At 69.9% G+C, this 25,653-nt stretch carries 26 protein-coding genes and 3 tRNA genes; 20 read left to right on the forward strand and 9 right to left on the reverse strand.

The annotated features are described in order from the left end of the window. The 4 genes from ASG45_RS04295 to ASG45_RS04310 all read right to left on the reverse strand — a co-directional run. A partial coding sequence (locus ASG45_RS04295; RefSeq protein WP_055833315.1) for a hypothetical protein occupies window positions 1-277 on the reverse strand: 277 nt, incomplete at its 3' end. Window positions 278-1,467: 1,190 nt separating this feature from the next. Beyond that, window positions 1,468-1,540 (reverse strand) — tRNA-Phe (locus ASG45_RS04300). 64 nt (window positions 1,541-1,604) lie between these two features. Beyond that, window positions 1,605-1,678, reverse strand: a tRNA-Asp gene (locus ASG45_RS04305). A 28-nt stretch (window positions 1,679-1,706) separates the two neighbouring features. Further along, window positions 1,707-1,779, reverse strand: a tRNA-Glu gene (locus ASG45_RS04310). A 214-nt stretch (window positions 1,780-1,993) separates the two neighbouring features. On the opposite strand from ASG45_RS04310, the gene ASG45_RS04315 reads away from it, so the two are divergent. Beyond that, window positions 1,994-3,448, forward strand: a complete 1,455-nt coding sequence (locus ASG45_RS04315) for a M23 family metallopeptidase (RefSeq protein WP_055833319.1) — start codon at window positions 1,994-1,996, stop codon at window positions 3,446-3,448. A 72-nt stretch (window positions 3,449-3,520) separates the two neighbouring features. On the opposite strand, the gene ASG45_RS04320 is transcribed toward ASG45_RS04315, so the two are convergent. Continuing rightward, on the reverse strand, window positions 3,521-4,054 hold the full coding sequence (locus ASG45_RS04320; RefSeq protein WP_055833321.1) for an inorganic diphosphatase: 534 nt from the start codon (window positions 4,052-4,054) through the stop codon (window positions 3,521-3,523). A 181-nt stretch (window positions 4,055-4,235) separates the two neighbouring features. Here ASG45_RS04320 and tilS point away from each other — a divergent pair, with 181 nt between their 5' ends. The 13 genes from tilS to lysS all read left to right on the forward strand — a co-directional run bounded on the left by tilS (window position 4,236) and on the right by lysS (window position 16,338). Further along, window positions 4,236-5,237, forward strand: a complete 1,002-nt coding sequence (gene tilS, locus ASG45_RS04325; RefSeq protein WP_055833324.1) for a tRNA lysidine(34) synthetase TilS — start codon at window positions 4,236-4,238, stop codon at window positions 5,235-5,237. Window positions 5,238-5,260: 23 nt separating this feature from the next. Next, complete coding sequence (gene hpt / locus ASG45_RS04330) at window positions 5,261-5,812, forward strand: hypoxanthine phosphoribosyltransferase (protein WP_055833327.1); 552 nt, start codon at window positions 5,261-5,263, stop codon at window positions 5,810-5,812. A gap of 120 nt (window positions 5,813-5,932) precedes the next feature. Next, window positions 5,933-7,936, forward strand: a complete 2,004-nt coding sequence (gene ftsH / locus ASG45_RS04335; RefSeq protein WP_055833329.1) for an ATP-dependent zinc metalloprotease FtsH — start codon at window positions 5,933-5,935, stop codon at window positions 7,934-7,936. A 6-nt stretch (window positions 7,937-7,942) separates the two neighbouring features. After that, complete coding sequence (gene folE / locus ASG45_RS04340; protein ID WP_055833331.1) at window positions 7,943-8,530, forward strand: GTP cyclohydrolase I; 588 nt, start codon at window positions 7,943-7,945, stop codon at window positions 8,528-8,530. Beyond that, entirely contained in the window at window positions 8,527-9,330 is an 804-nt protein-coding gene (gene folP, locus ASG45_RS04345) for a dihydropteroate synthase (RefSeq protein ID WP_055833335.1), read from the forward strand. Before folE ends, folP begins: the two co-directional genes overlap by 4 nt. Beyond that, complete coding sequence (gene folB, locus ASG45_RS04350) at window positions 9,330-9,698, forward strand: dihydroneopterin aldolase (RefSeq protein WP_055833339.1); 369 nt, start codon at window positions 9,330-9,332, stop codon at window positions 9,696-9,698. The genes folP and folB overlap by 1 nt, the downstream gene beginning before the upstream one ends. Next, window positions 9,695-10,219, forward strand: coding sequence for a 2-amino-4-hydroxy-6-hydroxymethyldihydropteridine diphosphokinase (folK, locus tag ASG45_RS04355; protein ID WP_055833342.1), 525 nt, complete (start codon window positions 9,695-9,697; stop codon window positions 10,217-10,219). Before folB ends, folK begins: the two co-directional genes overlap by 4 nt. Further along, the gene (locus ASG45_RS04360) at window positions 10,216-10,701 is read left to right on the forward strand and encodes a DUF3180 family protein (RefSeq protein ID WP_055833345.1); all 486 of its coding nucleotides are present in this window, start codon (window positions 10,216-10,218) and stop codon (window positions 10,699-10,701) included. Before folK ends, ASG45_RS04360 begins: the two co-directional genes overlap by 4 nt. Next, a complete protein-coding gene (locus ASG45_RS04365; RefSeq protein WP_082516452.1) occupies window positions 10,655-11,302 on the forward strand; it encodes a PH domain-containing protein in 648 nt (215 codons plus the stop codon). The genes ASG45_RS04360 and ASG45_RS04365 overlap by 47 nt, the downstream gene beginning before the upstream one ends. After that, window positions 11,299-12,990 (forward strand): PH domain-containing protein, encoded by a 1,692-nt coding sequence (locus ASG45_RS04370; protein WP_235561567.1) that lies wholly within the window; start codon window positions 11,299-11,301, stop codon window positions 12,988-12,990. Before ASG45_RS04365 ends, ASG45_RS04370 begins: the two co-directional genes overlap by 4 nt. After that, entirely contained in the window at window positions 12,987-13,709 is a 723-nt protein-coding gene (locus ASG45_RS04375; RefSeq protein WP_055835780.1) for a DUF2520 domain-containing protein, read from the forward strand. Before ASG45_RS04370 ends, ASG45_RS04375 begins: the two co-directional genes overlap by 4 nt. Further along, a complete protein-coding gene (panC, locus tag ASG45_RS04380; RefSeq protein ID WP_055833348.1) occupies window positions 13,706-14,560 on the forward strand; it encodes a pantoate--beta-alanine ligase in 855 nt (284 codons plus the stop codon). The genes ASG45_RS04375 and panC overlap by 4 nt, the downstream gene beginning before the upstream one ends. Before the next feature lie 257 nt (window positions 14,561-14,817). Further along, window positions 14,818-16,338, forward strand: coding sequence for a lysine--tRNA ligase (gene lysS / locus ASG45_RS04385; RefSeq protein ID WP_055833351.1), 1,521 nt, complete (start codon window positions 14,818-14,820; stop codon window positions 16,336-16,338). Here the strand turns inward: lysS and ASG45_RS04390 are convergent. Next, the gene (locus tag ASG45_RS04390; RefSeq protein WP_055833354.1) at window positions 16,289-17,449 is read right to left on the reverse strand and encodes a DUF4192 family protein; all 1,161 of its coding nucleotides are present in this window, start codon (window positions 17,447-17,449) and stop codon (window positions 16,289-16,291) included. The two genes, lysS and ASG45_RS04390, sit on opposite strands and share 50 nt — an antisense overlap. Window positions 17,450-17,583: 134 nt before the next feature. On the opposite strand from ASG45_RS04390, the gene ASG45_RS04395 reads away from it, so the two are divergent. The 3 genes from ASG45_RS04395 (at window position 17,584) to ASG45_RS04405 (ending at window position 20,127) form a co-directional block, all read left to right on the forward strand. Beyond that, on the forward strand, window positions 17,584-17,781 hold the full coding sequence (locus tag ASG45_RS04395) for a hypothetical protein (RefSeq protein WP_055833357.1): 198 nt from the start codon (window positions 17,584-17,586) through the stop codon (window positions 17,779-17,781). Between the two features lie 64 nt (window positions 17,782-17,845). Further along, window positions 17,846-19,312, forward strand: coding sequence for a cardiolipin synthase (cls, locus tag ASG45_RS04400; protein ID WP_055833361.1), 1,467 nt, complete (start codon window positions 17,846-17,848; stop codon window positions 19,310-19,312). A gap of 77 nt (window positions 19,313-19,389) precedes the next feature. Then, the gene (locus ASG45_RS04405; protein WP_055833364.1) at window positions 19,390-20,127 is read left to right on the forward strand and encodes a hypothetical protein; all 738 of its coding nucleotides are present in this window, start codon (window positions 19,390-19,392) and stop codon (window positions 20,125-20,127) included. Window positions 20,128-20,136: 9 nt separating this feature from the next. Here ASG45_RS04405 and ASG45_RS04410 read toward each other — a convergent pair whose 3' ends face one another. From ASG45_RS04410 to ASG45_RS04420, 3 genes are read right to left on the reverse strand one after another with little or no spacing between them, the layout of a single operon-like run. Further along, entirely contained in the window at window positions 20,137-20,370 is a 234-nt protein-coding gene (locus tag ASG45_RS04410) for a helix-turn-helix domain-containing protein (RefSeq protein ID WP_055833368.1), read from the reverse strand. Further along, window positions 20,367-20,981, reverse strand: coding sequence for a hypothetical protein (locus tag ASG45_RS04415; RefSeq protein ID WP_156459369.1), 615 nt, complete (start codon window positions 20,979-20,981; stop codon window positions 20,367-20,369). Before ASG45_RS04415 ends, ASG45_RS04410 begins: the two co-directional genes overlap by 4 nt. Beyond that, window positions 20,981-21,607 carry a hypothetical protein gene (locus ASG45_RS04420; protein ID WP_055833376.1) on the reverse strand — a complete coding sequence of 209 codons (627 nt, stop codon included), beginning with the start codon at window positions 21,605-21,607 and terminating at the stop codon, window positions 20,981-20,983. Before ASG45_RS04420 ends, ASG45_RS04415 begins: the two co-directional genes overlap by 1 nt. Window positions 21,608-21,797: 190 nt before the next feature. Between ASG45_RS04420 and ASG45_RS04425 the strand changes: the two genes are divergently transcribed. The 3 genes from ASG45_RS04425 (at window position 21,798) to ASG45_RS04435 (ending at window position 25,611) form a co-directional block, all read left to right on the forward strand. Further along, window positions 21,798-24,323, forward strand: a complete 2,526-nt coding sequence (locus ASG45_RS04425; RefSeq protein ID WP_055833379.1) for an ATP-dependent Clp protease ATP-binding subunit — start codon at window positions 21,798-21,800, stop codon at window positions 24,321-24,323. A 70-nt stretch (window positions 24,324-24,393) separates the two neighbouring features. Then, window positions 24,394-24,903, forward strand: a complete 510-nt coding sequence (locus ASG45_RS04430; protein WP_055835783.1) for an amino-acid N-acetyltransferase — start codon at window positions 24,394-24,396, stop codon at window positions 24,901-24,903. 45 nt (window positions 24,904-24,948) lie between these two features. Further along, window positions 24,949-25,611, forward strand: coding sequence for a hypothetical protein (locus ASG45_RS04435; RefSeq protein ID WP_181016005.1), 663 nt, complete (start codon window positions 24,949-24,951; stop codon window positions 25,609-25,611). The last annotated feature ends 42 nt before the right edge of the window (window positions 25,612-25,653 follow it).

Consider the following 25,653-nt stretch of genomic DNA (forward strand, 5'->3'; position numbering starts at 1 on the left):
ATGTACACCGACCGCGCATCGGCGTCGGCCTGCCGAGTGAGTCTTTGAGGGGGAATAGGTCGATCGTCCAGGTCCCGGGGGCCGCGGTGGCGGGGAAGGTGATGGTGCGTTTCCAGGTGCCGTTCGTGGCGGTGCCTGCGGCGAGGTCCATGCCCCCGAATCCCGCGCTTTGGTCGGTTTCGTTGCTGCTGGCGGAGATGGTGGGGGTGCTGACCCCGGAGGGGTCGCTGGCTTTGACCGTGACGGTGATGGTCTTATCGCCGGTGGAGGGGCTCACGGTCGTCTTGTCGACGGACCCGCTGACGAAAACTGGACCCGTGATATCCGCGCTGACTTTCGCGGCCGACGCGCTTGTCGCTGGTGCGGGGGATGGAATGGGTGTCGGCGTCACGAACGAAGCCGTGGGCTGCGGGGCTGCCGCAGGGGTGGACTGGAGTGGCAAGACCGCCGCAGCCTCCGAGGGGCTGAAGCTTGGTGTTGCCCAAGCCGTGCCCGCTCCTCCACCAATAGTCACGACCCCGAGAGTGATCGCCACTGTAATGAGCGCGCGCAGGCGCAGCGAAAGTCCGTTCACGTTTCCCCCCGGGGCGTGGCATCCATGCACACGCTCCAGGCTGAACGTAGCAGTGCTCAGGCAGGACCGAAGACACAAGAAGAAGGACACATGGGCCTCCCCAGGGGCTCTGAAGCGAGGCCGTTGCGACGGAGTGTATTGCGATAGGCGACGCTTGTGGGCGAGACGCTGTGCCACCGCCCGGACAAGATCGTGATCGTAACCAGCACCGATTATGAGACAGTCCTCAGCGCCGTGCGACATCGCGTGAAGCCCGGCGAAGCCGGGGAGGACTCCTATCGACTCGACGGGGCCTTTCGTGAACTGAGTGGATTGTCCGGACACGTAGGACTGAGGGTCCGAGTAGATGAGAGTGACCCTCGCGAAGTCGCACCTTCGGAGCATGAGCGGCAGGGTGACTAGGTGGGGGGCGCATCATGCCCGTTATATCGATCGCGATATCGAGGCTCGGGTCGAGTCGCTGAAGCATCGCTCCCACGCGTCGAACGCCCCCTCGCTTGCATCCATCGACGTTCGTGCCTCCGTGAGCGCATAGATCTCGGCCCGTCGGCGAAGTCGTCGCTTGGAAGCCTGCGAGGTCTTGTCCCGCGGATGGATGCCTCGGAGAAGTTGGGCGTCTACTGGGCCATCGTCGATGACCTCGTAGCGGGCTCACGGGCGGAAACAGCCGGGGCGGGCATATTTGAACCGCACGGAGCGTGCACGGGCCCATGCTCCATGCGGAGGGCGTCTCGTTTCGCCGCGCTCGCCAGATGGACGAGGGCTTCGCTCGCTCAGTGGTCGGCAAGAGTAGGTCGGGGGCGACGCGAAAACTGCCTCTCGCCGGGCAAGGCAAAACCCCCGCGGATAGAAGCTCCGCGAGGGTTTCTGGGATGACGTAATGATCATCCGTGTGGCTCCGACGGGCGTCGATCCCGTGACCTCACGATTTTCAGTCGTGCGCTCTACCAACTGAGCTACAGAGCCGAACGGCATGTCTGCCGCTTCCGAGACGAAAGGCCTTCTCGAAAGAAGGCCCGTCGCTGTGGAGCGACCCTGACGGGACTTGAACCCGCGACCTCCGCCGTGACAGGGCGGCACGCTAACCAACTGCGCTACAGGGCCATGCGTATTAAGTTATTCCACCGGAAAGTGACCCCAACGGGATTCGAACCCGTGCTGCCGCCGTGAAAGGGCGGTGTCCTAGGCCGCTAAACGATGGGGCCGGATGAGCCTGAAACCTTACGATTTCATCCTCGCTTGCCGACGACCGAGCCTACTTCACAATCTCGGAGATTGCCAATCGAGGGCGTGGCGTCCGCGCCGACGGCGTGTCGTGGGCCCAGGATGGGGCGCGACAGCGGGAACTCGCCCTGTTGTACGTGTGACTCGTGTTGCTACTGTTGGCCGAGTTGCGAACCGGTGAGATGAGGTATTCCCGTGACGCTCGAGCGCCCCGACGAATCAGATGACTGCGGCTGCGCGCCCACTGCGAAGGAGCAGCGGCGCCTCTGGCCGTCGTTCGACCGACGCAGCGCGCTGAAGCTCGGAGCTTTCGGGGCTGTCGCCGTCGGCGCCTTCGGGGCTGCGGCGTCGAGCTTCGGTTCCCCCGCCTTCGCCGCCGACTACCCCTCGTGGGCCGATGTCGAGGCTGCGCGCGCGAACGAGTCGGCTAAGGCGGGTGAGATCTCGCGCATTCAGGGCCTCATCCAGGGTCTGCAGTCCGAGGTGGCGCGCACGCAGGCCGAGGTCATCGCGCGTTCCGACGAGTACTACGCGGCGCAGCAGGCGTATCTCGACGCCGACTACCGCGCTCAGCAGATCCAGTCGCAGGCCGACGCGAAGGCCGCCGAGGCCGTCGACGCCGCGAACAAGGCAGGCAAGGTCGCCGCGCAGCTGTACCGCGCGGGCGGTGACGACACCTCGCTCGACCTGTTCTTCTCGGGCTCGGCCGCGACGGCCGACGATCTGCTGGCCAAGCTCGGCACGATGGACAAGCTCCTCGACCGCAACCGTTCGGTGTACGCCGCAGCCATCACGGCGCGCGACTCCGCGCAGCAGCTGAGCAACCAGGCCGGCGACGCCCGCACCGAGCGCGACCGTCTGCAGAAGATCGCCGAAGAGAAGATGGTCGCCGCTCAGCAGGCCGCCGAAGCGGCTCAGGCCGCCCTCGCCGAGCAGCAGTCGAACCAGGTCGTGCTCGAAGCCCAGCTCGCCGCCCTGCAGGACACCACGGCCAAGACCGTCGCCGACTACCAGGCCGGTGTCGAGGCCGAGCGCAAGGCGCGCGAAGAGCGAGAGCGCCGTGCCCGCGAAGAGGCCGAGGCGCGCGACCGCGCCGAGCGCGAGCGTCGCGAGCAGGAAGAGCGCGACCGCCAGAACAACAACAACAGCGGCGGTGGTGGCGGTAGTAGTGGCGGCGGCGGCGGCGGAGGTGGCGGCGGCGGCGGCGGCGGAGGCGGCGATGTCGGCGGCTCCGGGTGGGCGCGTCCCTCGTCGGCGGGCACCACATCGGGCTACGGCCCCCGCTCCAGCCAGTGCAACGGCAGCTACTGCGCCAGCTCGTGGCACCTCGGCCTCGACTTCGGCGCGGGGTGCTACTCGCCGATCTACGCGGCTGCCGACGGGCGCGTCACGTACGCGGGCTACAACGGCGGCTACGGCAACTACATCCGCATCCAGCACGGCGACGGCTCGTCGACCGGCTACGCCCACATCGTCGACGGCGGTATCTACGTCTCGTACGGCCAGAGCGTGGGTGCCGGTCAGCAGATCGCCGCCACCGGTCAGACGGGTAACTCGTTCGGCTGCCACCTGCACTTCGAGGTCTACCCGCCGTGGGGCGGCACGACCGACCCGGCGGGATGGCTGCGCGATCGCGGCATCTACACCTGATCCGGTCCACCTCATCCGGTGAACGAGAGAACCCCCGGTCGATGACCGGGGGTTTTCTGCGTCAGACCGAGGTCAGAGGGTGTTGGGCGCTTCGCCCGAGCCCTGCGTCTTGGTCTGGGCGTCGTGCTCCTCGAAGCGCGTGAACGCCTCGCCCACCAGGCGCTCGGCCTCGGCGGCATCCGCCCAGTCGTCGACCTTGACCCACTTGTTGGGCTCGAGGTCCTTGTAGTGCTCGAAGAAGTGCGTGATCTCCTTCTTGGTCCAGTCGTCGATGTCGCCGACGTCCTGGATGTGGTCCCAACGCGGGTCCTTCGCGAGCACGGCCACGACCTTGTCGTCGCCACCGGCCTCGTCGCTCATCTTCAGCACGCCCACCGGACGGACCTTGGCGAGGATGCCGGGGTGCAGGTCGCGGTCGAGCAGCAGCAGCACGTCGAGCGGGTCGCCGTCTTCGCCGAGGGTGTTCTCGAAGAAGCCGTAGTTGGCCGGGTAGCCGAACACCGTGTAGAGGATGCGGTCGAGGTACACACGGCCGGTGCCGTGGTCGACCTCGTACTTCACGCGGCTGCCGCGGGGGATCTCGATGACGGCGTCGTACGCGCCCATACTCGTGCTCCTTAGATCTGTGGATTTCCGCGCCCAGCCTATCCGGCACGCACCTCGCCGCACGGGCGTGCACGACTCCGGCGTAACGCGCGCTCTCACGACCGGTGACGCCGCCGCGCGCACGGGCACGATGGTACGCGCGACACCGCGCGACCGCCGAGCCCGCCGCTACCGTGGAGGCATGGACCACCGCCCCGGGCTCGACCCGTCCGTCGCCGAGGTGCGCCGCGCCGTGCGCGCGGTGCTCGACACGACCGACGGCGCCGTCGTCGTCGCCCTCTCGGGTGGCGCGGACTCGCTGGCTCTCGCGGCGGCGACCGCGTTCGAGGCCAAGGGTCGCGGCATCCGGGTCGAGGCGGTCGTCATCGACCACACCCTGCAAGCGGGATCGGATGCCGTGGCGGCTCGCGCCGCCGAGGCCGCGCGCGGGCTGGGCGTCGGCGCGCGCGTCGTCGCCGTCGAGGTCGCGACGGAGGGCGAGGGGCTCGAGGCCGCGGCCCGCGCGGCACGCTACGCGGCCCTCGCCCGCGCGGCCGAGCAGGTCGGCGCCGACATCGTCCTGCTCGGTCACACGCTCGACGACCAGGCCGAGACGGTGCTGCTGGGGCTCGCGCGGGGCTCGGGCAGCCTGAGCCTCGCCGGCATGCCGGCGGAGCGACGCGACTCGACGGGCCCGCTGTGGGTTCGGCCTCTGCTGGGCGTGCGTCGGGGTACGACCGTCGCCGCGTGCGCCGCCGAGGGACTCGAGCCGTGGGCGGACCCGCACAACGTCGACCCGGCGTACGCCCGCGTGCGCGTGCGGGAGCGCGTGCTGCCCGTTCTCGAAGCGGAGCTCGGCCCGGGGATCGCCGAGGCCCTGGCCCGTACCGCGGAGCAGCTGCGCGAAGACGCCGCGGCCTTCCAGGACATGATCGACGAGACGATCGAAGACATCGTCGAGCACGCCGAGGCCGGGATCTCGGTCTCGGTCGCCGCCCTCGCCGCGAACCCCGCGGCGCTGCGCAACCGCATCGTGCGCTACGTCGTCGAGAGCGAGTTCGGGGTGTCGCTGTCTCGGGCCCAGACGCTCGAGGTGGCCCGGCTGGCGACCGACTGGCGCGGGCAGGGGCCGATCGATCTGCCCGCGTGTCTCGCCCGACGCGTGGGTGCCCGCATCGAGATCGTCGCGCGGGCGGCATCCTGATTCCCCCGACGTAGACTTTCGGAATGCGCGCGGCCGACATCTCCGACGACATCAGCGAAGTCCTCCTCACCGAGGAGCAGATCCATGGCAAGCTCGCCGAGTTGGCGACGCAGGTCGCCCGCGACTACGAGGGCCGCGACGTGGTGCTGGTGGGGGTGCTCAAGGGTGCGGTCATGGTCATGGCCGATTTCGCCCGGCACCTGCCGATCCACGTCTCGATGGACTGGATGGCCGTGTCGTCGTATGGCGCCAGCACGCGCTCGAGCGGCGTCGTGCAGATCCGCAAAGACCTCGACACCGACATCACCGGCAAGCACGTGCTGATCGTCGAAGACATCATCGACTCCGGTCTCACCCTGAGCTGGCTGCTCGAGAACTTCGCCTCGCGCGGAGCCGAGTCGGTCGAGGTGCTGGCGCTGCTGCGCAAGCCCGACGCCATGAAGGTGCAGGTCGACTGCCGGTACGTGGGCTTCGACATCCCCAACGACTTCGTCATCGGGTACGGCCTCGACTACGCCGAGCGCTACCGCAACCTCCGCGACGTCGCGGTGCTCGCGCCCCACGTCTACTCCTGACCGCGTCGAGAGCGGGCGTGTACGCCCATGACGAACGCACAGGCCCGGCATAGTTCGCGGGCGTTAGCCTAATTCGACCGCATTCTGCGGAGGATCACGAAAGGGCTGGGCTCGCCCACCATGAATTTCAAGAAGATCACGCGTAATCCGATCATCTACGTTCTGCTGGTCGGTCTGCTTCTGGTCATCGGCTTCTCGCTCATCTCCAACCTCAGCGGTGCGCGTCAGGTCTCCACCCAGGAGGGTCTGCAGCTGCTCAAGGGCGGGACGGTCACCCAGGTGGTGACCAACGACCCCGATCAGCGCGTCGATCTCACGCTGTCGCAGCCCTTCGAGGGCGCCGATGACGTGCAGTTCTACTACGGGCAGGCCCGCGCGAGCGAGGTCGCCACCGCGATCGATTCCGCCGCCCCCTCCGACGGCTTCAACGACGTCGTGCCCAAGGCCAGCTGGTTCGACGGCCTGCTGGGCCTCATGCTCCCGCTCATCCTCCTCGGCCTGCTGTTCTGGTGGCTGCTCTCGAGCGCCCAGGGCGGGGGGAGCAAGGTCATGCAGTTCGGCAAGTCGCGCGCCAAGCTCGTGACCAAAGAGACGCCCACGGTCACGTTCCAAGACGTCGCCGGATCCGACGAGGCCATCGAAGAGCTCGAAGAGATCAAAGAGTTCCTGAAGGACCCGAAGAAGTTCGAAGAGGTCGGCGCCCGCATCCCGAAGGGCGTGCTGCTGTACGGCCCTCCCGGAACCGGCAAGACCCTGCTCGCCCGCGCCGTCGCCGGTGAAGCCGGTGTGCCGTTCTACGCGATCTCGGGCTCGGACTTCGTCGAGATGTTCGTCGGCGTCGGCGCGAGCCGCGTGCGCGACCTCTTCAACCAGGCGAAAGAGAGCTCGCCCGCCATCATCTTCATCGACGAGATCGACGCCGTCGGTCGCCACCGCGGCGCCGGCATGGGCGGCGGTCACGACGAGCGCGAGCAGACGCTGAACCAGATGCTGGTCGAGATGGACGGCTTCGACCCCAAGGTCAACGTCATCGTGATCGCGGCGACCAACCGCCCCGACATCCTCGACCCCGCTCTTCTGCGCCCGGGCCGTTTCGACCGCCAGATCGGCGTCGACGCCCCCGACCTCAAGGGTCGCCAGCGCATCCTCGAGGTGCACGGACGCGGCAAGCCGCTGTCGGACTCGGTCGACCTCGAGGTCGTCGCGCGTAAGACGCCGGGCTTCACCGGCGCCGACCTGGCGAACGTGCTCAACGAGGCCGCGCTGCTCACCGCCCGCTCCAACGCGCAGCTCATCGACAACCGCGCGCTCGACGAGGCCATCGACCGCGTCATCGCCGGTCCCCAGCGCCGCACCCGCGTCATGCGCGACAAGGAGCGGCTCATCACGGCGTACCACGAGGGCGGACACGCTCTCGCGGCGGCGGCGATGAACCACACCGACCCGGTCACGAAGGTGACGATCCTTCCCCGCGGCAAGGCGCTCGGTTACACGATGGTGCTGCCGCTCGACGACAAGTACTCCATCACCCGCAACGAGCTGCAGGACCAGCTGACGTACGCCATGGGCGGCCGCGTCGCGGAAGAGATCGTCTTCCACGACCCCACCACCGGCGCCTCGAACGACATCGAGAAGGCGACGAGCATCGCCCGCAAGATGGTCACCGAGTACGGCATGACGAACGAGGTGGGCCCGGTCAAGCTCGGCTCGTCGTCGGGCGAAGTGTTCATGGGCCGCGACATGGGGCACGGCCGCGACTTCTCGGAGCGCATCGCCGAACGCATCGACGCCCAGGTGCGGGCCCTCATCGAGCAGGCGCACAACGAGGCCTACCAGGTGATCAACGACAACCGTGCCGTGCTCGACCGCCTCGCCCTCGCTCTGCTCGAGAAAGAGACGCTCGACCACATCGAGCTCGCCGAGATCTTCACCGACGTCAAGCGACTGACGCCGCGCCCGCAGTGGCTGTCGTCGGGCGATCGTCCGGTCTCGACCCAGCCGCCGGTCGACGTGCCGCGTCGCGCGCAGCCCGCCGGTATCGCGGCCTCCACCGAGGCGCAGTCCCAGACGCAGGCTGCCACGCAGCCCCGTCCGAGCGGGCAGACGCGACCGGCCACCGCCTGAGGCGCCGTGGCCGTCGATCGGGAGCGCGTCGCCGCATTAGTACGCGAGTTGCTGGGGGCGATCGGGGAAGACCCCGATCGCCCCGGCCTGCGTCAGACGCCCGCGCGGGTCGCGGAGTCGTGGGCGGAGTTCTTCGCGGGCGTGGATCAGGATGCCGGCGTCCCCCTGCAGCACACCATCTCGGTGTCGCGCGGACCGGCGCCCGACACTCTGCCCTCGGGCGCCGTCATGCTGCGCGACATCTCGTTCCGCTCGATGTGCGAACACCACCTACTGCCCTTCCGCGGGCGCGCGCACGTCGCCTACCTGCCCGGTGAAGAGGTCGTGGGCCTGGGCGCACTGCCGCGGGTCATCGACATCCTCGCCGCGCGACCGCAGGTGCAGGAGCGCCTGGGCGAGCAGGTCGCCGACGCGATCGCCCACGCACTGGACGCGCGCGGAGTGCTCGTCGTGCTCGACGCGACGCACGAGTGCGTGACCATGCGCGGGGGACGCCAGACCGAGGCCTCGACGGTGACGATCGCCGCCCGCGGCGCCTACACCGAGCCCGCGGCCCGCGCCGAGCTGGTCGCGCTCATCGGAGCGCGAGCGTGACGCTCATCATGGGCATCGTCAACGTGACGCCCGACTCGTTCAGCGACGGCGGCCGCTACCTCGACCCCGATGCGGCCATCGCGCACGCGCGATTCCTGCGCGACCAGGGTGCCGACCTGCTCGACGTGGGCGGCGAGTCCACGCGCCCGGGTGCCCAGCGGGTCGCGCCGCGCGTCGAGCAGCAGCGCGTGCTCCCGGTGGTGGAGGCCCTGGCATCCGAGGGCGCGTTCGTGAGCATCGACACGATGAACGCCGTCACGGCGGTCGCCGCCGTGCGCGCGGGCGCTCGGCTCGTCAACGACGTGTCGGGGGGACTCGCCGACCCCGACATGCTGGCGGCGGTCGCCGAGACCGACGCCGAGCTGGCGCTCGGACACTGGCGTGGCCCGTCGACCGAGATGTACGCCCGTGCCGACTACGCCGACGTCGGACGCGAGGTGGCCGCCGAGCTGGCCGCGCGCGTCGAGGCGGCCGTGGCGGCGGGCATCGCGCCGACGCGCATCGTGGTCGATCCGGGGATCGGCTTCGGCAAGCGCGGGGCGCAGAATTGGCAGACGCTGCGGGCTCTGCCCGAGATCGCCGGCCTCGGACACCGCGTGCTCATCGGGACCAGCCGCAAACGATTCCTCGCCGAGGTGCTCGGCGACGACGCCGACCTCGGCCGCCGCGACCTCGCTACGGCCGTCACCAGCGCGCTCGCGGCCCGCGACGGCGCCTGGGCCGTGCGCGTGCACGATGTGCCGACCACACGCGACGCGCTCGCCGTCGCGCGCGCGTTCACCGATGCAGGGGAGTCCTGATGGATGCCGCCGACGAGATCACGCTGACGGGGGTGCGCGCCTTCGGGTACCACGGCGTCTACGCCGATGAGAAGCGCGACGGTCAGGAGTTCGTCGTCGATGCGGCGCTGGCCATCTCGCTGCGGCGGGCGGCCGAGACCGATGACGTCGCCGACACGGTGCACTACGGCGAACTCGCCGAGCGCATCGTCGCCCTCGTCGAGGGCGAGCCGGTCGACCTGCTCGAGACCCTCGCCCAGCGCATTGCCGACGACGTGCTCACCGACGAGCGGGTGGCATCCGTGCGCATCACGGTGCACAAGCCGCAGGCGCCGATCCCCGTGCCGTTCGGCGACGTCGCCGTGACCGTGCGGCGGAGCCGCGCGTGAACGTCCGACTGGCCCACGGCCTCGACGCCGCCCCGCGCGCGACCCCGGTCACGGCCGTCGTCGCCCTCGGCGCCAACCTGGGCGCGCGCGCCGACACGCTCGCCGCCGCCGTCGACGAGCTGCGCACCCTGCCGCTGACGGGCGAGGTGCGCGTCTCGGCGCCGCTCGAGACGGTGGCGGTCACGCTCACCGGAGAAGACGCCGACGCCCCCCGGTACCTCAACGCCGTCGCCCTCGTGCAGACGCGTCTCGCCCCGACCGAGCTGCTGGCCGCGCTGCACCGCATCGAGGCGCGCCACGGGCGGGTGCGCCGCGAGCGGTGGGGCGATCGCACGCTCGATCTCGACCTCATCGCGTACGGCGACGAGACGATCGACCGCGACGACCTCACCGTGCCGCACCCCCGCGCCCACGAGCGCGAGTTCGTGCTGGCGCCGTGGCTGGAGGTGGATCCGGATGCCGAGATCCCCGGCCGCGGCCGGATCGACGCTCTTCTGTCGGGGCTGCGGGGCAGCGCGTGAAGCGCACGGGGGCGGGCATCCTCGTCATCGCCGCGGTCATCGGGGCCGTCGTCGGATTCGTGACCGACACCCTGCTCACCGCGACGGGGCGCGCCACGTTCTCGCCCGCGGCGAGCCTGCCCACCATCCTGGCCCTGCTCGGCGTCGTCATCGTCGTTCTGGCCGTGCCGGTGTATCGGGCGACGCGCCGACGCGGCGCCCGCCGGATCGACCCGTTCCGCGCGCTGCGCATCGCCATGCTGGCCAAGGCGTCGTCGCTCGTGGGGGCGGCGGCCACCGGGTTCGGCATCGGACTTCTGGCGTTCCTGCTGAGCCGTCCGGTGACGCCGTCGATAGGCTCGATGGGATCGATCATCGCGACGATCGTGTGCGGAGTCGTCCTCGTCGTGGCGGGGCTCGTGGCCGAGCAGCTCTGCACCATCCGGAAGGACGACGATGACGATACCCCCGGAGACACCCCCGCCGGTCCCGTCGGAGCCTGAGCACCCGCTCGCGGCGCCGGCGCTCCCCGAGCAGCACGAGGCACCGGTCACCGCGACCGAGGCCGGGACCGACGTGCTCGACGAGCGCACCTACCCTCGCATCCTCGAGCCGCGCGCGGCGGGCCGACTCCCGCTCGGCGACGGCACGTGGCACCAACTGGCGCGGGCGTACGTGCGCGTGCAACTCATCTCGCAAGCGGCGGTGATCGTCGTCGTCGCGGCCGTCGCCATCGGCATCCAGGTGTTCACGCAGGTGCCGTGGCAGTGGATCCCCGCCGGGGTGATCCTGATCGTCACGACGATCGGCCTGATCATCACGCCGCGACAAGCGCGTTCGGTCGGCTACCAGCTGCGCCGCGACGACCTGGTCTTCCGCCGCGGCATCCTGTGGCAGCGGGTCGTGGCCGTGCCCTACGGGCGCATGCAGCTCGTCGACATCACCCACGGGCCCCTCGACCGCGGCTTCGGCATCGCGCAGCTCAAACTCGTCACCGCCGCGGCCTCGACCGGCGTGACCATCCCCGGACTCACGCAGGAGGCGGCCGAGCAGCTGCGCGACACGCTCATCGCCGTCGCCGAGACCCGCCGGACGGGACTGTGAGCGACGACCGCTCCGCGGGTTCCGCGGAGTCCCCGGGCGAACCGGAGTTCGCCGATGACGCGACCGGACCGGATGCCGAGGGTTCCGCCGCCGCGACTCCCGCCGCCGCATCGGGTGTCCCGGAGGGCGCCGCGGCCCCCGCCGGGCCGCTGCGGCGACCGGTCGTGCGCTCGCCATACAGCGACGGCGAATGGCACCGACTTCACCCGCTGACGCCCGTGCTGCGCGGTGGACTGTCGCTGGTCGTGATCATCGGTCTGCTCGTGGCGAACCTGCGGGAGCGACTGATCGAGTGGTTCTTCCCCGCCTTCACCGACCTGCCCCCGGGGGCGCTGCCGCCCGACCCGGTCGACTTCCTGTTCGCGAACAACCTCCTGCTGATCGCCGGCGGAATCGCCCTCGTGGTGGTGCTGGTCCTGCTGGGGATCTTCCGCCTGTCGTGGCGGTTCCACACCCTGCGCATCGGCGACGACGACGTCGAGGTGCGCTCGGGCGTGCTGTTCCGCACGCACCGACGGGCGCCCCTCGACCGGGTGCAGGGCGTCAACCTCACCCGGCCGATGGTCGCGCGTCTGCTCGGCCTCGCGAAGCTCGAGGTCGTGGGAGCGGGCCTCGATGCCAACGTGAAGCTCGAGTACCTCTCGGGCAAAGACGCTGAGGCGATCCGCGGTGACATCCTGCGTCTCGCTTCCGGTCGACGCCTCGCCGAGGCGGGGGCGCGCACCGCCGGGCGGTCGTCGGTGGCCCGCCAGGCCGCCGAGGCCGTGGGAGCGGGCCTGCAGGGACTCGTCGACGGAGAAGACCTCTCGGATGCCGAGCCCGAGAGCATCGTGCGGATCCCGATCGGGCGGCTCGTGGCATCCCGCGTCCTGAGCGGTTCCACGCTGGTGCTCATCGCCCTCGTCGTGGGCATCGTGGTGGCGGCATCGGTGTCGACGCTCTGGGTGCTGTTCACCGTCGTGCCCATGTTCCTCGCCTTCGGTGCGTACTACGTGCGCTCGATCGCACGGGGGCTGCGGTACTCGATCGCCCCCACGTCCGACGGCGTGCGCGTCACCTTCGGCCTGTTCACCACGGTGTCCGAGATCGTTCCGCCGGGCCGCGTGCACGCGATCGAGGTGCGTCAGCCCCTACTGTGGCGCCCGTTCGGCTGGTGGAGCGTGTCGCTGAACCGGTTGTCGGGGCGCGCGTCGAGCGACACCAGCAGCGACCAGTTCGCCGCGGTACTGCCGATCGGCACCCGCGCCGACGTGGAGCGTGTGCTGCGCATCCTCGCCCCGAGCCTGTCGAGCGCCGAATGGACACTCGTGTTCCGCGACGGCATCCTGGGTCCGGTGGACGACGACCCCTACGTGACGACCCCCGCTCGCGCGCGGCTGCTGCGGCCCCTGTCGTGGCGCCGCAACGGCGTGCGGCTGACCGACGACGCGCTGCTGCTCCGCCGCGGCTTCGTGTGGCGCTCGCTGACCGTGATCCCGTTGGCGCGACTGCAGTCGATCGGTCTGCACCAAGGTCCGCTCGCGCGAGCGCTTCGGACGGCCACCGTGACGGGACACGTCATCGCCGGGACCGCGCAGACCGCGATCGGAGCGATCGACCGCGACGACGCCGTGCGCCTGTTCGAGCAGACCGCTCTGACGACCGTGGCGGCGGCGGCGGGCGACCGCAGTCACCGGTGGGCCGGATGAGCGGCGGGCGCGACGGTCGTCTCGGCGTCGGCATCATCGGCGCGGGCCGGGTCGGCCCCGTCATCGGCGCGGCGCTCGCCGGTGCCGGTCACGCGCTGACGGCGATCACCTCGGGATCCGACGACGACCGCGTCGAGGCCATCCTGCCGGGGCTGCCCGTGCTGAGCGCCGACGAGGTGGTGCGCCGCAGCGAGCTGGTCGTCATCGCGGTTCCGCACGAGCAGCTGCCGGGCCTGATCGCGGGCCTCGCCGATGTCGGCGCGTGGCAACCGGGCCAGCTCGTGCTGCACACCGACCCGGCCTACGGCGCCCGGGTGCTCGACCCCGCTGCCCAGCGCGGCGCGATCCCGCTCGCCATCCACCCGGCGATCGTCTTCACCGGGGCCTCGTCGATCGATCTGCGCCAGCTGGCCCAGGCCTACGCGGCGGTCACGGCGCCCGGCCCCGTTCTGCCGATCGCCCAGGCGCTGGCCGTCGAGCTCGGGTGCGAGCCGGTGGTGGTGGCCGAGGAGGACCGCACGGTCTACGCCGAGGCGATCGCGACGGCGACCGAGTTCTCGCGTTCGATCGTGCGCCAGTCCTCCGACCTGCTGACGCGCGTGGGCGTGGACAACCCCGGGGGGTACCTTTCGGCGCTCGTGCGCTCCAGCGTCGACCAGGCTCTGATCGAGGGCGCGGGACTTCGAGGGCTCGACGGCGACGATACGATCGACGGATGATCCGCACCCTTCAGGATCTGCGCACCCGACTCGGAGAAATCCGAGGCGCAGATCGACCGGCGGGCGGCCCGCGCGTCGCCCTCGTCTCGACCCTCGGCGCTCTGCACGACGGTCACGTCGATCTGATCCACGAGGCCCGCTCGAACGCCGATGTCGTCGTCGTGTCGACGTTCGTGAACCCCCTGCGCTTCCGCACCGCGGAAGAGACGGCGAGCTACCCGCGTTCTCCCGACGCCGACGCGCGCGTCCTGGCCGAGCTCGGGGTCGACGTCGTGTTCGCCCCGACCGCCGAGGAGTTCCTGCCCCGGGGAACGACCACCACCCGCGTCTCGGCGGGCGATGTCGGCCTGCGGTACGAGGGGCGCGTGCGTCCGTTCTACTTCGATGGCGTCCTGACCGTCGAGGCGAAACTTTTCCATCTGGTCGCCCCCGACGTGGCCGTCTACGGCGAACGCGACGCGCAGCGGGTGTTCCTGGTGCGTCGCATGATCCGCGATCTGGACTTCGCGATCGACGTGGCCACCGTGCCGACGGTGCGCACCCCCGACGGGCTGCCCGTGTCGAGCCGCGTCGCGCTGCTCGACGATGCCGAGCGCCGCGCGGCCTCGCTTCTGCCGCGCGCCCTCGAAGCGGCCGCCTCGAACGCCGATCTGGGCGTCGACTCCTGCATCGCCGCGGCCCAGTCGTCGCTGATGGGCGAGCAGCGCATCACCCTGGAGTACCTCAACGTGGTCGACCCGGCCACGTTCCTGCCCGTCGACGAAGGCCACACGGGGCGTGCCCTCGCCCTCATCGCGGCGACGGTCGCGGGACACCGCTTCATCGACAACACCGAGATCTCGCTGCGCTGACGCGGAGGCGGTGGCCGCGCGGGGGCGGTTGCGCTGTCGTCGCCGAGCGACGTCTGGGCCGCGCCACCGCGCATCGGTGCCGGGCGCTCGCCGACGTGTCTGTCGCAGGACACCGGGCGCGGGGCGCTGCGCGCCGGGCGTGGGGCGCCGTGCGCCCGTCGCTGCGCGCCGGTCGCCGCGCGCCGCGCACCTACCGGCCGCCACGGCGCCGGTGATCCCGGCGAATAGACTGGAAGCGACCCCGAGGAGCATCCCTGATGACCGACGCGCCCGCGAACGACACCGCCGAACCGACCGAAGACGAGGTCTTCGAGCAGAAGGCGGTCCGCCTCGCCAAGCGCGAGCGCCTGCTCGCCGAGCGCGCCGACGCGGCCGGTGGGCCGTACCCCGTCGCGGTGCCCGTCACCACCACGATCTCGGCGTTGCGCGCACGGTTCGGCGATCTCGAGGCGGGTGCCGAGACCGGCGAGGTCGCGGGCGTCGCCGGACGTGTGGTGTTCAGCCGCAACACCGGCAAGCTCTGCTTCGCCTCGCTGCAGGCCGGAGACGGCAGCCGGATCCAGGCGATGGTCTCGCTCGCGAACGTCGGCGAGGAGTCCCTGCAGGCGTGGAAGGAGCTCACCGACCTGGGCGACCACGTGTTCGTCTCGGGTGAGGTCATCTCGAGCCGACGCGGTGAGCTGTCGATCATGGTGTCGGAGTGGACCATCGCGGCCAAGGCCGTGCTGCCGCTGCCCAACCTGCACTCCGAGCTGAACGAAGAGAGCCGCGTCCGCAGCCGGTTCCTCGATCTCATCGTCCGCGATCGGGCACGCGAGACCGTGCTCGCCCGGGCGAAGGTGAACGCGAGCCTGCGCCGCACGTTCACCGACCGCGATTTCGTCGAGGTCGAGACGCCCATGCTGCAGGTGCAGCACGGTGGCGCGAGCGCGCGTCCGTTCATCACGTCCTCCAACGCCTTCGACACCGAGCTCTACCTGCGCATCGCGCCCGAGCTGTTCCTCAAGCGCGCCGTCGTGGGCGGCATCGACCGCGTGTACGAGATCAACCGCAACTTCCGCAACGAGGGCGCCGATTCCACGCACAGCCCGGAGTTCGCGATGCTCGAGGCCTACCAGGCCTACACCGACTACAACGGCATCGCCGATCTGACGCAGACCCTCATTCAGGATGCCGCTGTCGCGGTGGCCGGTTCGACCACGGTGACGTGGGCCGACGGCACCGAGTACGACCTGGGCGGAGAATGGGACCGCATCTCGATGTACGACTCGCTGTCGCAGGCCGCGGGTCGGACCATCACCCCCCAGGCCTCGCTCGACGAACTGCGCGTGCTCGGCGCCGAGGCCGGCGTCGACGCCCCGCCGCACGAGACGCACGGCAAGTGGGTCGAGGAACTCTGGGAGCACTTCGTCAAGGGCGGGCTGACCCGCCCGACCTTCGTCATGGACTTCCCCGTCGACACGAGCCCCCTGGTGCGCGAACACCGCTCGATCGCGGGCGTCGTGGAGAAGTGGGACCTGTACGTTCGCGGCTTCGAGCTGGCGACCGGGTACTCCGAGCTCGTCGACCCCGTCATCCAGCGGCAGCGTTTCGTCGAGCAGGCGAAGCTCGCCGCGCGCGGCGACGACGAGGCCATGCCGATCGATGAGGAGTTCCTGCGCGCGCTCGAGCACGGGATGCCCCCCACCGGTGGCATGGGCATGGGCATCGACCGCCTGCTCATGGCCATCACCGGACTCGGGATCCGCGAGACGATTCTTTTCCCGCTGGTGAAGTAGGTCGCTCGAAGATCCACTCCGGCAGGCGTCCGGCGTCGAGCATGGTCAGCACGATCGCGCTGAGGCCGTGCGCACTGTCGATCTCGACGGCGGCCTGCGCGTAGGTGCCCGCGTGCGACGAGCGACCGGTGGCCCAGGCCAGCCAGGCGCAGGCCGATAACGCACCGGGACGCCGCTCGCGCGGAACCACCGACGCCACCCGTCGGCAGAGCTCCAGCGCGTGGCGGAGCCTGTCGGCGTCGGGAGCGGGGCCCTCGCCCCACATCGGCCGCGCCAGGTCGACCGGGAAGGGTTCACCGTCGCCGAAGGTCGTCTGTGCGTCGAACACGGCGTCGCCGACCGTGATGTCCCCCGCCCACTGCATGAGGGCGACGTCGCGCAGTGCGGGGCGCTCGAGGCAGAACGCGAGCGCGGCCAGCCGCGCAGGGGTGACCTCGTCGGGGCGGGTTCGGGCGGCGTCCTCGAGCAGCGCGGGAGGGTCGGCCAGGGCGGTGACGATGTCGTCGGCCGCCCCCTGGCGTGCAGCGCTGAGTCGCGCTCGGTCGCGGGGCCGGGCCAGCACCCGGTCGACGTCGTCGAGGAGGCGCGCGACCGCGCGGGCCAGTGCGGGGTCGGGGTCGGGGAGTTCTGCCGCCGAGAACTGGTCGGGCGCGACCAGCGTGTCGGGGGCGTCGGTCAGGGCGGATCCGATCTCGGCGAGGGGACGCCCGGCCGGTATCGACGGGTCGAGGTAGCTGTTCCAGGCGTTCGCGCCCACGACGAGCGCGTCGACGACCCTGAGCCCGCAGATGTCGGCGCGGGCCAGGACGGCGTCGACGAAGTCGCGGTGGGGGAGAGGGGCATCCCCGTTCAGCGTCTCGTCGGCGTAGACGGCGAGGGCGATGGCGTCGGTGCGGGCGACCTTGCAGGCGGTGCCGATGACGGTGGAGGCGATGCTGTCGAGCTCTGCCTGCCCGCGCCCGTGGGGCAGGTCGACGCGCAGAGCGCCGAGCGACCGGCCGTGGGCGAAGGGCACCAGCACGAGACTGCGGTGGGGCGTGCACTCCAGCAGGCGGGGGACGAGCGCGAGGAAGGACGACGAGGACGAGGCTCGGACGACGGTGGTGGTCATGGGTCGAGAGTGCCGCGGAGGGAGCGGTCCGCGCGGGCCGAAATGGCTCGACGGTGGACAGTTCCCCAGGGTGCAGGGGTGGGGAGGACGGGTGCGGCGACCGTTGATCCCGGCTGCCCGGGTATTCTGGGGGCATGGATGCCACCTGGGTCGCGATGCTGTGGGCGATCCTGCCGACCCTGGTCGTGTCGGTGGTGTTCTTCTTCATCCTCCGCAACGTCATCCGCATGGATCGCACGGAGCGCAAGGTGTACGCCCGCATCGAGGCGCAGGAGCGCGCGAAGCGCGGACTCCCGCCGGTCGCCGCGAGCAGCGAGGGTTCCGCGAACTGACGGACGCGCGGTCGATGTCGGACGCCGTCGCTACGCTGGGTCCACAACCCGTCCAGGAGGACCCGTGATCAACGCCGCGTTCGAAACGAGCTGGCTCGTCATCACGCTCTTCGTCGTCGACCTGGTGGTGCGCATCGCCGCGATCATCATCGTGCCGCGCAATCGGCGCCCCACGGCCGCCATGGCCTGGCTGCTCGCGATCTACTTCATCCCTTTCGTCGGCGTCTTCCTCTTCCTGCTGATCGGCAATCCGCGGTTGCCGCGCAAGCGCCGGCGCAAACAGGCCGCGATCAACGAGTACATCCACGACACCAGCGCCTCGCTCGAGTTCGGCACGCTGCAGCCGAACGCACCCGACTGGTTCCGCGCGCTCGTGGGCTTGAACCGCAACCTGGGTGCCATGCCGCTCGCGGGCGACAACGCCGCGACGCTCATCGCCGACTACCAGAGCAGCCTCGACGCCATGGCCGACGCCATCCGCCAGGCCCGGCGCTACGTGCACGTCGAGTTCTACATCCTGCAGTCCGATGACTCGACCGACAATTTCTTCCGCGCCCTCGAAGAGGCCGCTGCGCGCGGCGTGGTGGTGCGCGTGCTGCTCGACCACTGGGCGAACCGGGGCAAGCCGTTCTACAAGCAGACTCTGCGACGGCTCGACGCGATGGGGGCGCACTGGCACCTCATGCTGCCGGTGCAGCCGCTGCGGGGCCGCTACCAGCGTCCCGACCTGCGCAACCACCGCAAGCTGCTCGTGATCGATGGCGACGTGGCCTACATGGGGTCGCAGAACGTCACCGACTCCTCGTACAACCTGCGCAAGAACATCCGCCGCGGCCTGCACTGGGTCGACCTCATGGTGCGCGTCGAGGGTCCGGTCGTGGCGAGCATCAACGCGGTGTTCCTGTCGGACTGGTACAGCGAGACCGACGAGACCCTGAGCGACGAGATCGACCTGTTCAGCGTCACCTCGGGTCCGGGCGAACTCGACTGCCAGATCGTTCCCTCGGGTCCGGGCTTCGACTTCCAGAACAACCTCAAGCTGTTCCTGGGGCTGCTCTTCGCCGCCCGTGAGCGCATCATCATCGTGAGCCCCTACTTCGTGCCCGACGAGGCACTGCTGCTCGCCATCACCACGGCCTGCCAGCGTGGGGTGCACGTCGAACTCTTCGTCTCCGAAGAGGGCGACCAGGCGATGGTCTACCACGCGCAACGCAGCTACTACGAGGCGCTGCTGCGCGCCGGCGTCACGATCTGGATGTACCGCAAGCCGTACATCCTGCACAGCAAGAGCGTGACCATCGACGACGAGGTGGCCGTGATCGGCTCCAGCAACATGGACATGCGCTCGTTCGGTCTGAACCTCGAGGTGTCGCTCCTGGTGCGCGGCGAGGGATTCGTGCACGACATGCGCGAGGTCGAGGGGCGGTACCGCGAGCTCAGCCGTCAACTGACGATCGAGGAGTGGCGCACCCAGCCCCTGCGCTCCACGATCCTCGACAACCTCGCCCGCCTCACCTCCGCTCTGCAGTGACGCGATCGCGGCATTCGCCGCTGGCATCCAGGATCTTCGGCCATCATGAGCCGGAACGTCCCCCCGTTGGAGGTTCCATGTCTCGTCGCTCGCTGTCCCTCGCCGGAGTCATCGGTGCCGCCCTTCTCGCCGCGGGAGCGCTCACCGGTTGCGCGACCGGTGCCGCCTCGTCGGCCGCGTCGGCCGATCCCTCGGTCTCGACCCCGGATGCCACGGCCGCGGCGCCCGCCAACGAGATCGGTGCCGCGTGGCTCGAGGGAGGCCGCTCGATCGCGCTGGTCACCCAGGGGAGCTCGTCGTGCCCGCCCGTGGTGAGCGGTGAACCGTCGGTGGCGGACGGCACGGTGTCCGTGACGCTCGAGGAGTCGGGCCGCGACTCCTGCACGCGCGACATGGCGCCGCGCGCGACGCTGGTGGGACTGCCCGAGGGGACCGACGTCACCCGCGCGTGGACCGTCTCGGTCGACGGTGTCGCGCAGGGCGAGGTGTCGCTCAATGGGCTGCCGTCGGCGGCCCCCGCGGGACTGACCGACTTCGCCCCCAGCGCCGGATGGGTCGATGACTCGCTCGTCGCGATCCTCACCTACGGCAGCTCGGGATGCCCGCCCACGGTCGAGTCGGTCACCACGTCGGCGAGTGACATCGCCGTGCAGTTCGCCACGCCCCCGAGCGATCAGATCTGCACGATGGACATCGCTCCCCGCGTCACGCTCGCCGATGTGGGCGGCAACGTCCCCTCGGGCGATGCGTCCGTCGTGCTGTCGGGGGGAAACGTCGAGACGACGGGCGCGATCGCGGTCATCGGCACCCGCTGACGGCGGGGGTCACCGCTCCACCACCAGCAGGTCGCCGACCTCACACTCGAGCACCCGGCAGATGGCCGAGAGCGTCGAATAGCGAACGGCGCGAGCGCGGTCGTTCTTCAGGACCGAGAGGTTCACGACCGAGACCCCGACGAGTTCGCTCAGACGGGTGAGCGTCATGCCGCGTGCCTCCAGGAGCTCGTCGAGGCGGCAGTGGATGCCGGTGGGGCCCTCGTCGCTCGCCGCGGGACTCATACCAGCCCCTCCGTGTCGCGCTGGAGGCGGATGCCGCGCGAGAAGACGAGCGACAGCGCCAGCACGCCGAGCCCCACGAGAGCCCACACCAGGTCGAATGACGTGCCGACCACGAAGACTTCCCCCGCCGCCGGGTTGAGTTCATCCGCGGCCATCATGCGCCCGAGTCCGGACAGGCCCGCCGAGAGGATCCCACCCACCAGCAGAGCGCAGCCGGCGACCTGCGTGGCCAGGACGAGTGCACGGTGGAACGGCCGCCGCCACAGCAGCAGCAGGAAGAAGAGCACGACGGCGCCCACCGTGATCAGCACCGTGAGGGCGCCGAACGAGGCGCCCAGCACCAACAGGGTGCGCGCACCCGTGCTGAGCACCGTGGCCACGACCCAGGCGGACTCGTACCGCGCGGACGCGATGCCCGCACCGCCCGCGGCGGCGGAGTGTTCGACCTCGGCATCGGTGAGAAGACTGAACCCGCCGTCGCCCGTCGCGATGCCGATCGCCGCCCGAACGCCCGGAAGCGCCAGGGTGAGGCCCATCACGGCGCCCGCCGCGACGAAGAGCCAGACGATGCCGCGCTCCATGCGCGGGGAGACCCAGGAGGGATTCGACATCAGACCAGCCCCTCGGTGTCGCGCTGTAAGCGGTCGCCCACGGCGAAGACCGTGCCGACGAGGGCCACGACGAAAGCGACCCCGATGAAGCTCGGCAGATCGATCTGCGACACGGTGCCGCGGTCGTAGGTGCGCTCCGAGAGCCAGGCGATGGCGCCGTTGGCGACCATGTTGTGGAAGAACGGCACACCGGCCACGCCGGCGAGGGCGACGATGCCCGCGGTCGACACGAGGACCGTCTGCCGCCGGCTGAAGATCCGCCCGCGCAGCACCGAGGTGGTGACGAGCAGCAGCAGCGTCACCACCGTGACCACCACCGCGGCGAACAGGCCCTCGGCGAGGAAGAGCGCCCACAGGGAGGGGGCGGGGAGGGACGGGGCGGTGACCACGCCGCCGGTCAGTTCGATCGGCACGGGGGCACCGGCGGGGCCGATGGGTGCCTGGGCGGCGGTGTCCACGAAGGGCATCGGCACGCGGACGTTGCGGTTGGGGATGGCCGCGACGATGTTCGCGACGCTGCGGACGACGGCCCACACGGCGATCGCGACGCCGACGACGATGAAGAAGACGTAGCCGGCGGTGTCGCTGGGGGAGAGGACACGGGACGTCGGACGGGGGGAGGTCATGACAACTCCTTATCGATGATCGTTGTTATCGGTTGTCGATAAAGTAACGACTATCGATGTGTTGCGCAAGACCGGCCGGCGTCTCGGTATGCCCACGGCGAACATGGGTCCCCGGCATCCGGCCGCTGGTTACTCTCGATGTACGGCGCGCGGAGGCGTGCCTGTCAGCCCATTTTTGGAGGGACTGAGGATGTTCGAACGATTCACCGATCGTGCTCGTCGTGTAGTGGTGCTCGCCCAAGAAGAGGCGAAGATGCTGAACCACAACTACATCGGCACCGAGCACATCCTTCTGGGCCTCATCCACGAGGGTGAGGGCGTGGCTGCCAAGGCGCTGGAGTCGCTGGGCATTTCGCTCGACGCCGTCCGTGAGCAGGTGCAGGACATCATCGGCCAGGGGCAGCAGCAGCCGACCGGCCACATCCCCTTCACGCCGCGTGCGAAGAAGGTCCTCGAGCTGTCTCTGCGCGAAGCGCTGCAGCTCGGCCACAACTACATCGGGACCGAGCACATCCTGCTCGGTCTCATCCGCGAGGGCGAGGGTGTCGCAGCCCAGGTGCTCGTCAAGCTCGGCGCCGACCTGAACAAGGTGCGCCAGCAGGTCATCCAGCTGCTCTCGGGCTACCAGGGCAAGGAGCCCGCGGGCGTCGCTTCGGGTGCCGGCGAGCAGACCTCGACCGGCACGCAGGGCGGCTCGGCCGTGCTCGATCAGTTCGGTCGCAACCTCACGCAGGCCGCGCGCGACAACAAGCTCGACCCCGTCATCGGGCGCGAGAAAGAGATCGAGCGCGTGATGCAGATCCTGTCGCGTCGCTCGAAGAACAACCCCGTCCTCATCGGTGAGCCCGGTGTGGGTAAGACGGCGGTCGTCGAGGGCCTCGCGCAGGCCATCGTCAAGGGCGACGTGCCCGAGACGCTCAAGGACAAGCAGGTCTACTCGCTCGACCTCGGTTCGCTGATCGCCGGGTCCCGCTACCGCGGTGACTTCGAAGAGCGCCTGAAGAAGGTCACGAAAGAGATCCGCACGCGCGGCGACATCATCGTCTTCATCGACGAGATCCACACCCTCGTGGGTGCGGGTGCCGCCGAGGGCGCGATCGACGCCGCGTCGATCCTCAAGCCCCTCCTCGCCCGCGGTGAGCTCCAGACCATCGGTGCCACCACGCTCGACGAGTACCGCAAGCACTTCGAGAAGGACGCAGCCCTCGAGCGCCGCTTCCAGCCGATCCAGGTGGCCGAGCCGAGCCTGCCCCACTCGATCAACATCCTGAAGGGGCTGCGCGACCGGTACGAGGCGCACCACAAGGTGCAGATCACCGACGGCGCGATCGTCGCGGCGGCCAACCTCGCCGACCGCTACATCAGCGACCGCTTCCTGCCCGACAAGGCCATCGACCTGATCGACGAGGCCGGTGCCCGCCTGCGCCTGTCGATCCTGTCGTCGCCGCCCGAGCTGCGCGAGTTCGACGAGAAGATCGCCAAGGTCCGCGAGCAGAAGGAGCTGGCCTCCGAGGAGCAGGACTTCGAGAAGGCAGCGTCCCTGCGCGACGAGGAGAAGTCTCTCCTCGCCGAGCGCCTGCGCCTCGAGAAGCAGTGGCGCTCCGGCGATGTCGCCTCGCACGCGGTGGTCGACGAGGGTCTGATCGCCGAGGTGCTCGCCCAGGCGACCGGCATCCCGGTGTTCAAGCTCACCGAAGAAGAGTCCAGCCGCCTCATGTTCATGGAGAAGGCGCTGCACCAGCGTGTCGTCGGCCAGGAAGAGGCGATCGCGGCCCTGTCGCGCACGATCCGTCGTCAGCGTGCGGGCCTCAAGGACCCCAAGCGTCCCTCGGGCTCGTTCATCTTCGCCGGCCCCACGGGTGTCGGAAAGACCGAGCTCGCCAAGGCGCTCGCCGAGTTCCTCTTCGACGACGAGGGCGCGTTGATCTCGCTCGACATGTCGGAGTTCGGTGAGAAGCACACCGTCTCGCGTCTGTTCGGTGCCCCTCCCGGGTTCGTCGGATTCGAAGAGGGCGGCCAGCTCACCGAGAAGGTGCGCCGCAAGCCGTTCTCGGTCGTGCTCTTCGACGAGATCGAGAAGGCCCACCCCGACATCTTCAACTCGCTGCTGCAGATCCTCGAAGAGGGTCGCCTGACCGATGGTCAGGGTCGCGTCATCGACTTCAAGAACACGGTGATCATCATGACGACGAACCTCGGTTCGTCGGCGATCGCCGGGGGCCCGGTCGGCTTCCAGGTCGAGGGCAACGCCCAGACGTCGTACGAGCGGATGAAGGGCAAGGTCGACGAAGAGCTCAAGCGCCACTTCAAGCCCGAGTTCCTCAACCGTGTCGACGACGTCATCGTCTTCCCGCAGCTGAGCAAGCCCGAGCTTCGCCAGATCGTCGGCCTGTTCGTCAAGCGCCTGGCCGACCGTCTGCTCGACCGCGACATGACGGTGGAGCTGTCGGACGACGCGAAGGACAAGCTCATCGAGATCGGCTTCGACCCGACCCTCGGTGCGCGACCGCTCCGTCGCGCCATGCAGCGCGAGGTCGAGGACCGCCTCAGCGAGAAGATCCTGCACGGCGAGCTCGAGGCGGGAGACCACGTCAAGGTCACCGTCGAGAACGGTCAGTTCGCGTTCGAGACCGCCCCCCGCGGCGAGAAGGTCGCGATCGGGGTCGGAACCGCTGGCGAGATCGCCGCGACGCCCGACACCCTGGCGGGCAGCTGATCGCATAACAGACGAGGGCCCGGATGCCATGGCATCCGGGCCCTTCGTCGTCGCGGCGTACGCTGGGTCGATGACCTCTTCCGCGCCGTTCGCCGTCCGCCCCGCCGGTACCGCCGACGTGCGACGCATCCACGAACTGCTCGAGCCGTTCGTGCAGAAGCGCATCCTGCTCGGCAAAGACCTCGTGGTGCTCTACGGGTCGGTGCAGCAGTTCGTCGTGGCCGAGGCCGACGGCGTCGTCATCGGCTGCGGCGCCCTGCACGTCATGTGGGAAGACCTGGGTGAGGTGCGCACCCTCATCGTTCACGACGAGTGGCTGCATCACGGCGTGGGGCGGGCCATCGTCGAGATGCTCGAGGAGCGGGCGCGCGAGCTGGGCGTCAGCCGCCTGTTCTGCCTGACCTTCGAGGTCGACTTCTTCACGCGTCGGGGGTTCGCCGAGATCGGCGAGCAGGTGGTCGACCCCGACGTGTACTCGCAGCTCGTGCGCAGTCCCGACGAGGGCGTCGCGGAGTTCCTCGACCTCGCGCACGTCAAGCCCAACACCCTGGGCAACACGCGCATGCTCAAGCAGCTCTGAGCGCGCCGTGGGCGGGGACTCAGCCGTGACGCCTACCCTGGAACCATGACCGATGCCCCCCGAAGGCGGAGGCAGTCCCCGGCGGTCTATCGTCGACGTCGTCTCGCGGCAGGGCTCTTCGCCCTGATCGTGATCGGCCTCGTCGTGTGGCTCGTCGCGGCTCCGCCCTGGCGCGCCGTCCCGACGGCCGAAGAGACGCCTGCCACCGCCGAGAGTGCCCCCGACCCCGCCGTCTCGTCGGCTGCTCCGCCGGCCGCGGCGACTCCGAGTTCCACCCCGACGCAGAGCGTGTCGTCGGGGCCCGTCGAGTGCACCGCCGCCGACATCTCGGTCGAAGCGCTGTCGGACAAGGCCGAGTACGCGCAGGGCGAGAACCCGCAGCTCTCGATCCGCCTCACCAACTCGTCCGCGAACGCCTGCACCATGAACGTCGGAACGAGCGCGCAGTCGTTCACCGTGACGAGCGGCTCCGACGTGTGGTGGCGCTCCACCGACTGCCAGTCCGAGCCGAGCGATCTCGAGGTCACCCTCGCCGCCGGCCAGACCGTCACCAGCTCGGCTCCTCTCACCTGGGACCGCACGCGTTCCTCGGTCAGCTCGTGCGAGAGCGAGCGGCCGTACGCGCCGGGTAGCGGAGCCACGTACCACCTGAGCGTGTCGATCGGCGGCATCCCGTCGGCGGGGACGGCGTCGTTCGTCCTGCAGTGACGCGTACAGCGACGAACGGAGGGGTGGATGCCATGGCATCCA

It is taken from the genome of Microbacterium sp. Leaf436, from assembly GCF_001424715.1.
In the GTDB taxonomy this organism is placed as follows: Bacteria; Actinomycetota; Actinomycetes; order Actinomycetales; family Microbacteriaceae; genus Microbacterium.

Excerpts from the sequence above, each read along its gene's own strand:
- tilS (WP_055833324.1), top strand. The coding sequence starts at position 4,236 with ATGGACCACCGCCCCGGGCTCGACCCGTCCGTCGCCGAGGTGCGCCGC.
- ASG45_RS04390 (WP_055833354.1), bottom strand. The coding sequence starts at position 17,449 with ATGACCACCACCGTCGTCCGAGCCTCGTCCTCGTCGTCCTTCCTCGCG.
- ASG45_RS04365 (WP_082516452.1), top strand. The coding sequence starts at position 10,655 with ATGACGATACCCCCGGAGACACCCCCGCCGGTCCCGTCGGAGCCTGAG.
- ASG45_RS04375 (WP_055835780.1), top strand. The coding sequence starts at position 12,987 with ATGAGCGGCGGGCGCGACGGTCGTCTCGGCGTCGGCATCATCGGCGCG.
- ASG45_RS04435 (WP_181016005.1), top strand. The coding sequence starts at position 24,949 with ATGACCGATGCCCCCCGAAGGCGGAGGCAGTCCCCGGCGGTCTATCGT.
- hpt (WP_055833327.1), top strand. The coding sequence starts at position 5,261 with ATGCGCGCGGCCGACATCTCCGACGACATCAGCGAAGTCCTCCTCACC.
- ASG45_RS04405 (WP_055833364.1), top strand. The coding sequence starts at position 19,390 with ATGTCTCGTCGCTCGCTGTCCCTCGCCGGAGTCATCGGTGCCGCCCTT.
- ASG45_RS04430 (WP_055835783.1), top strand. The coding sequence starts at position 24,394 with ATGACCTCTTCCGCGCCGTTCGCCGTCCGCCCCGCCGGTACCGCCGAC.
- folB (WP_055833339.1), top strand. The coding sequence starts at position 9,330 with ATGGATGCCGCCGACGAGATCACGCTGACGGGGGTGCGCGCCTTCGGG.
- ASG45_RS04425 (WP_055833379.1), top strand. The coding sequence starts at position 21,798 with ATGTTCGAACGATTCACCGATCGTGCTCGTCGTGTAGTGGTGCTCGCC.
- ASG45_RS04415 (WP_156459369.1), bottom strand. The coding sequence starts at position 20,981 with ATGTCGAATCCCTCCTGGGTCTCCCCGCGCATGGAGCGCGGCATCGTC.
- ASG45_RS04410 (WP_055833368.1), bottom strand. The coding sequence starts at position 20,370 with ATGAGTCCCGCGGCGAGCGACGAGGGCCCCACCGGCATCCACTGCCGC.
- ASG45_RS04420 (WP_055833376.1), bottom strand. The coding sequence starts at position 21,607 with ATGACCTCCCCCCGTCCGACGTCCCGTGTCCTCTCCCCCAGCGACACC.
- ASG45_RS04320 (WP_055833321.1), bottom strand. The coding sequence starts at position 4,054 with ATGGGCGCGTACGACGCCGTCATCGAGATCCCCCGCGGCAGCCGCGTG.
- lysS (WP_055833351.1), top strand. The coding sequence starts at position 14,818 with ATGACCGACGCGCCCGCGAACGACACCGCCGAACCGACCGAAGACGAG.
- ASG45_RS04395 (WP_055833357.1), top strand. The coding sequence starts at position 17,584 with ATGGATGCCACCTGGGTCGCGATGCTGTGGGCGATCCTGCCGACCCTG.
- ftsH (WP_055833329.1), top strand. The coding sequence starts at position 5,933 with ATGAATTTCAAGAAGATCACGCGTAATCCGATCATCTACGTTCTGCTG.
- panC (WP_055833348.1), top strand. The coding sequence starts at position 13,706 with ATGATCCGCACCCTTCAGGATCTGCGCACCCGACTCGGAGAAATCCGA.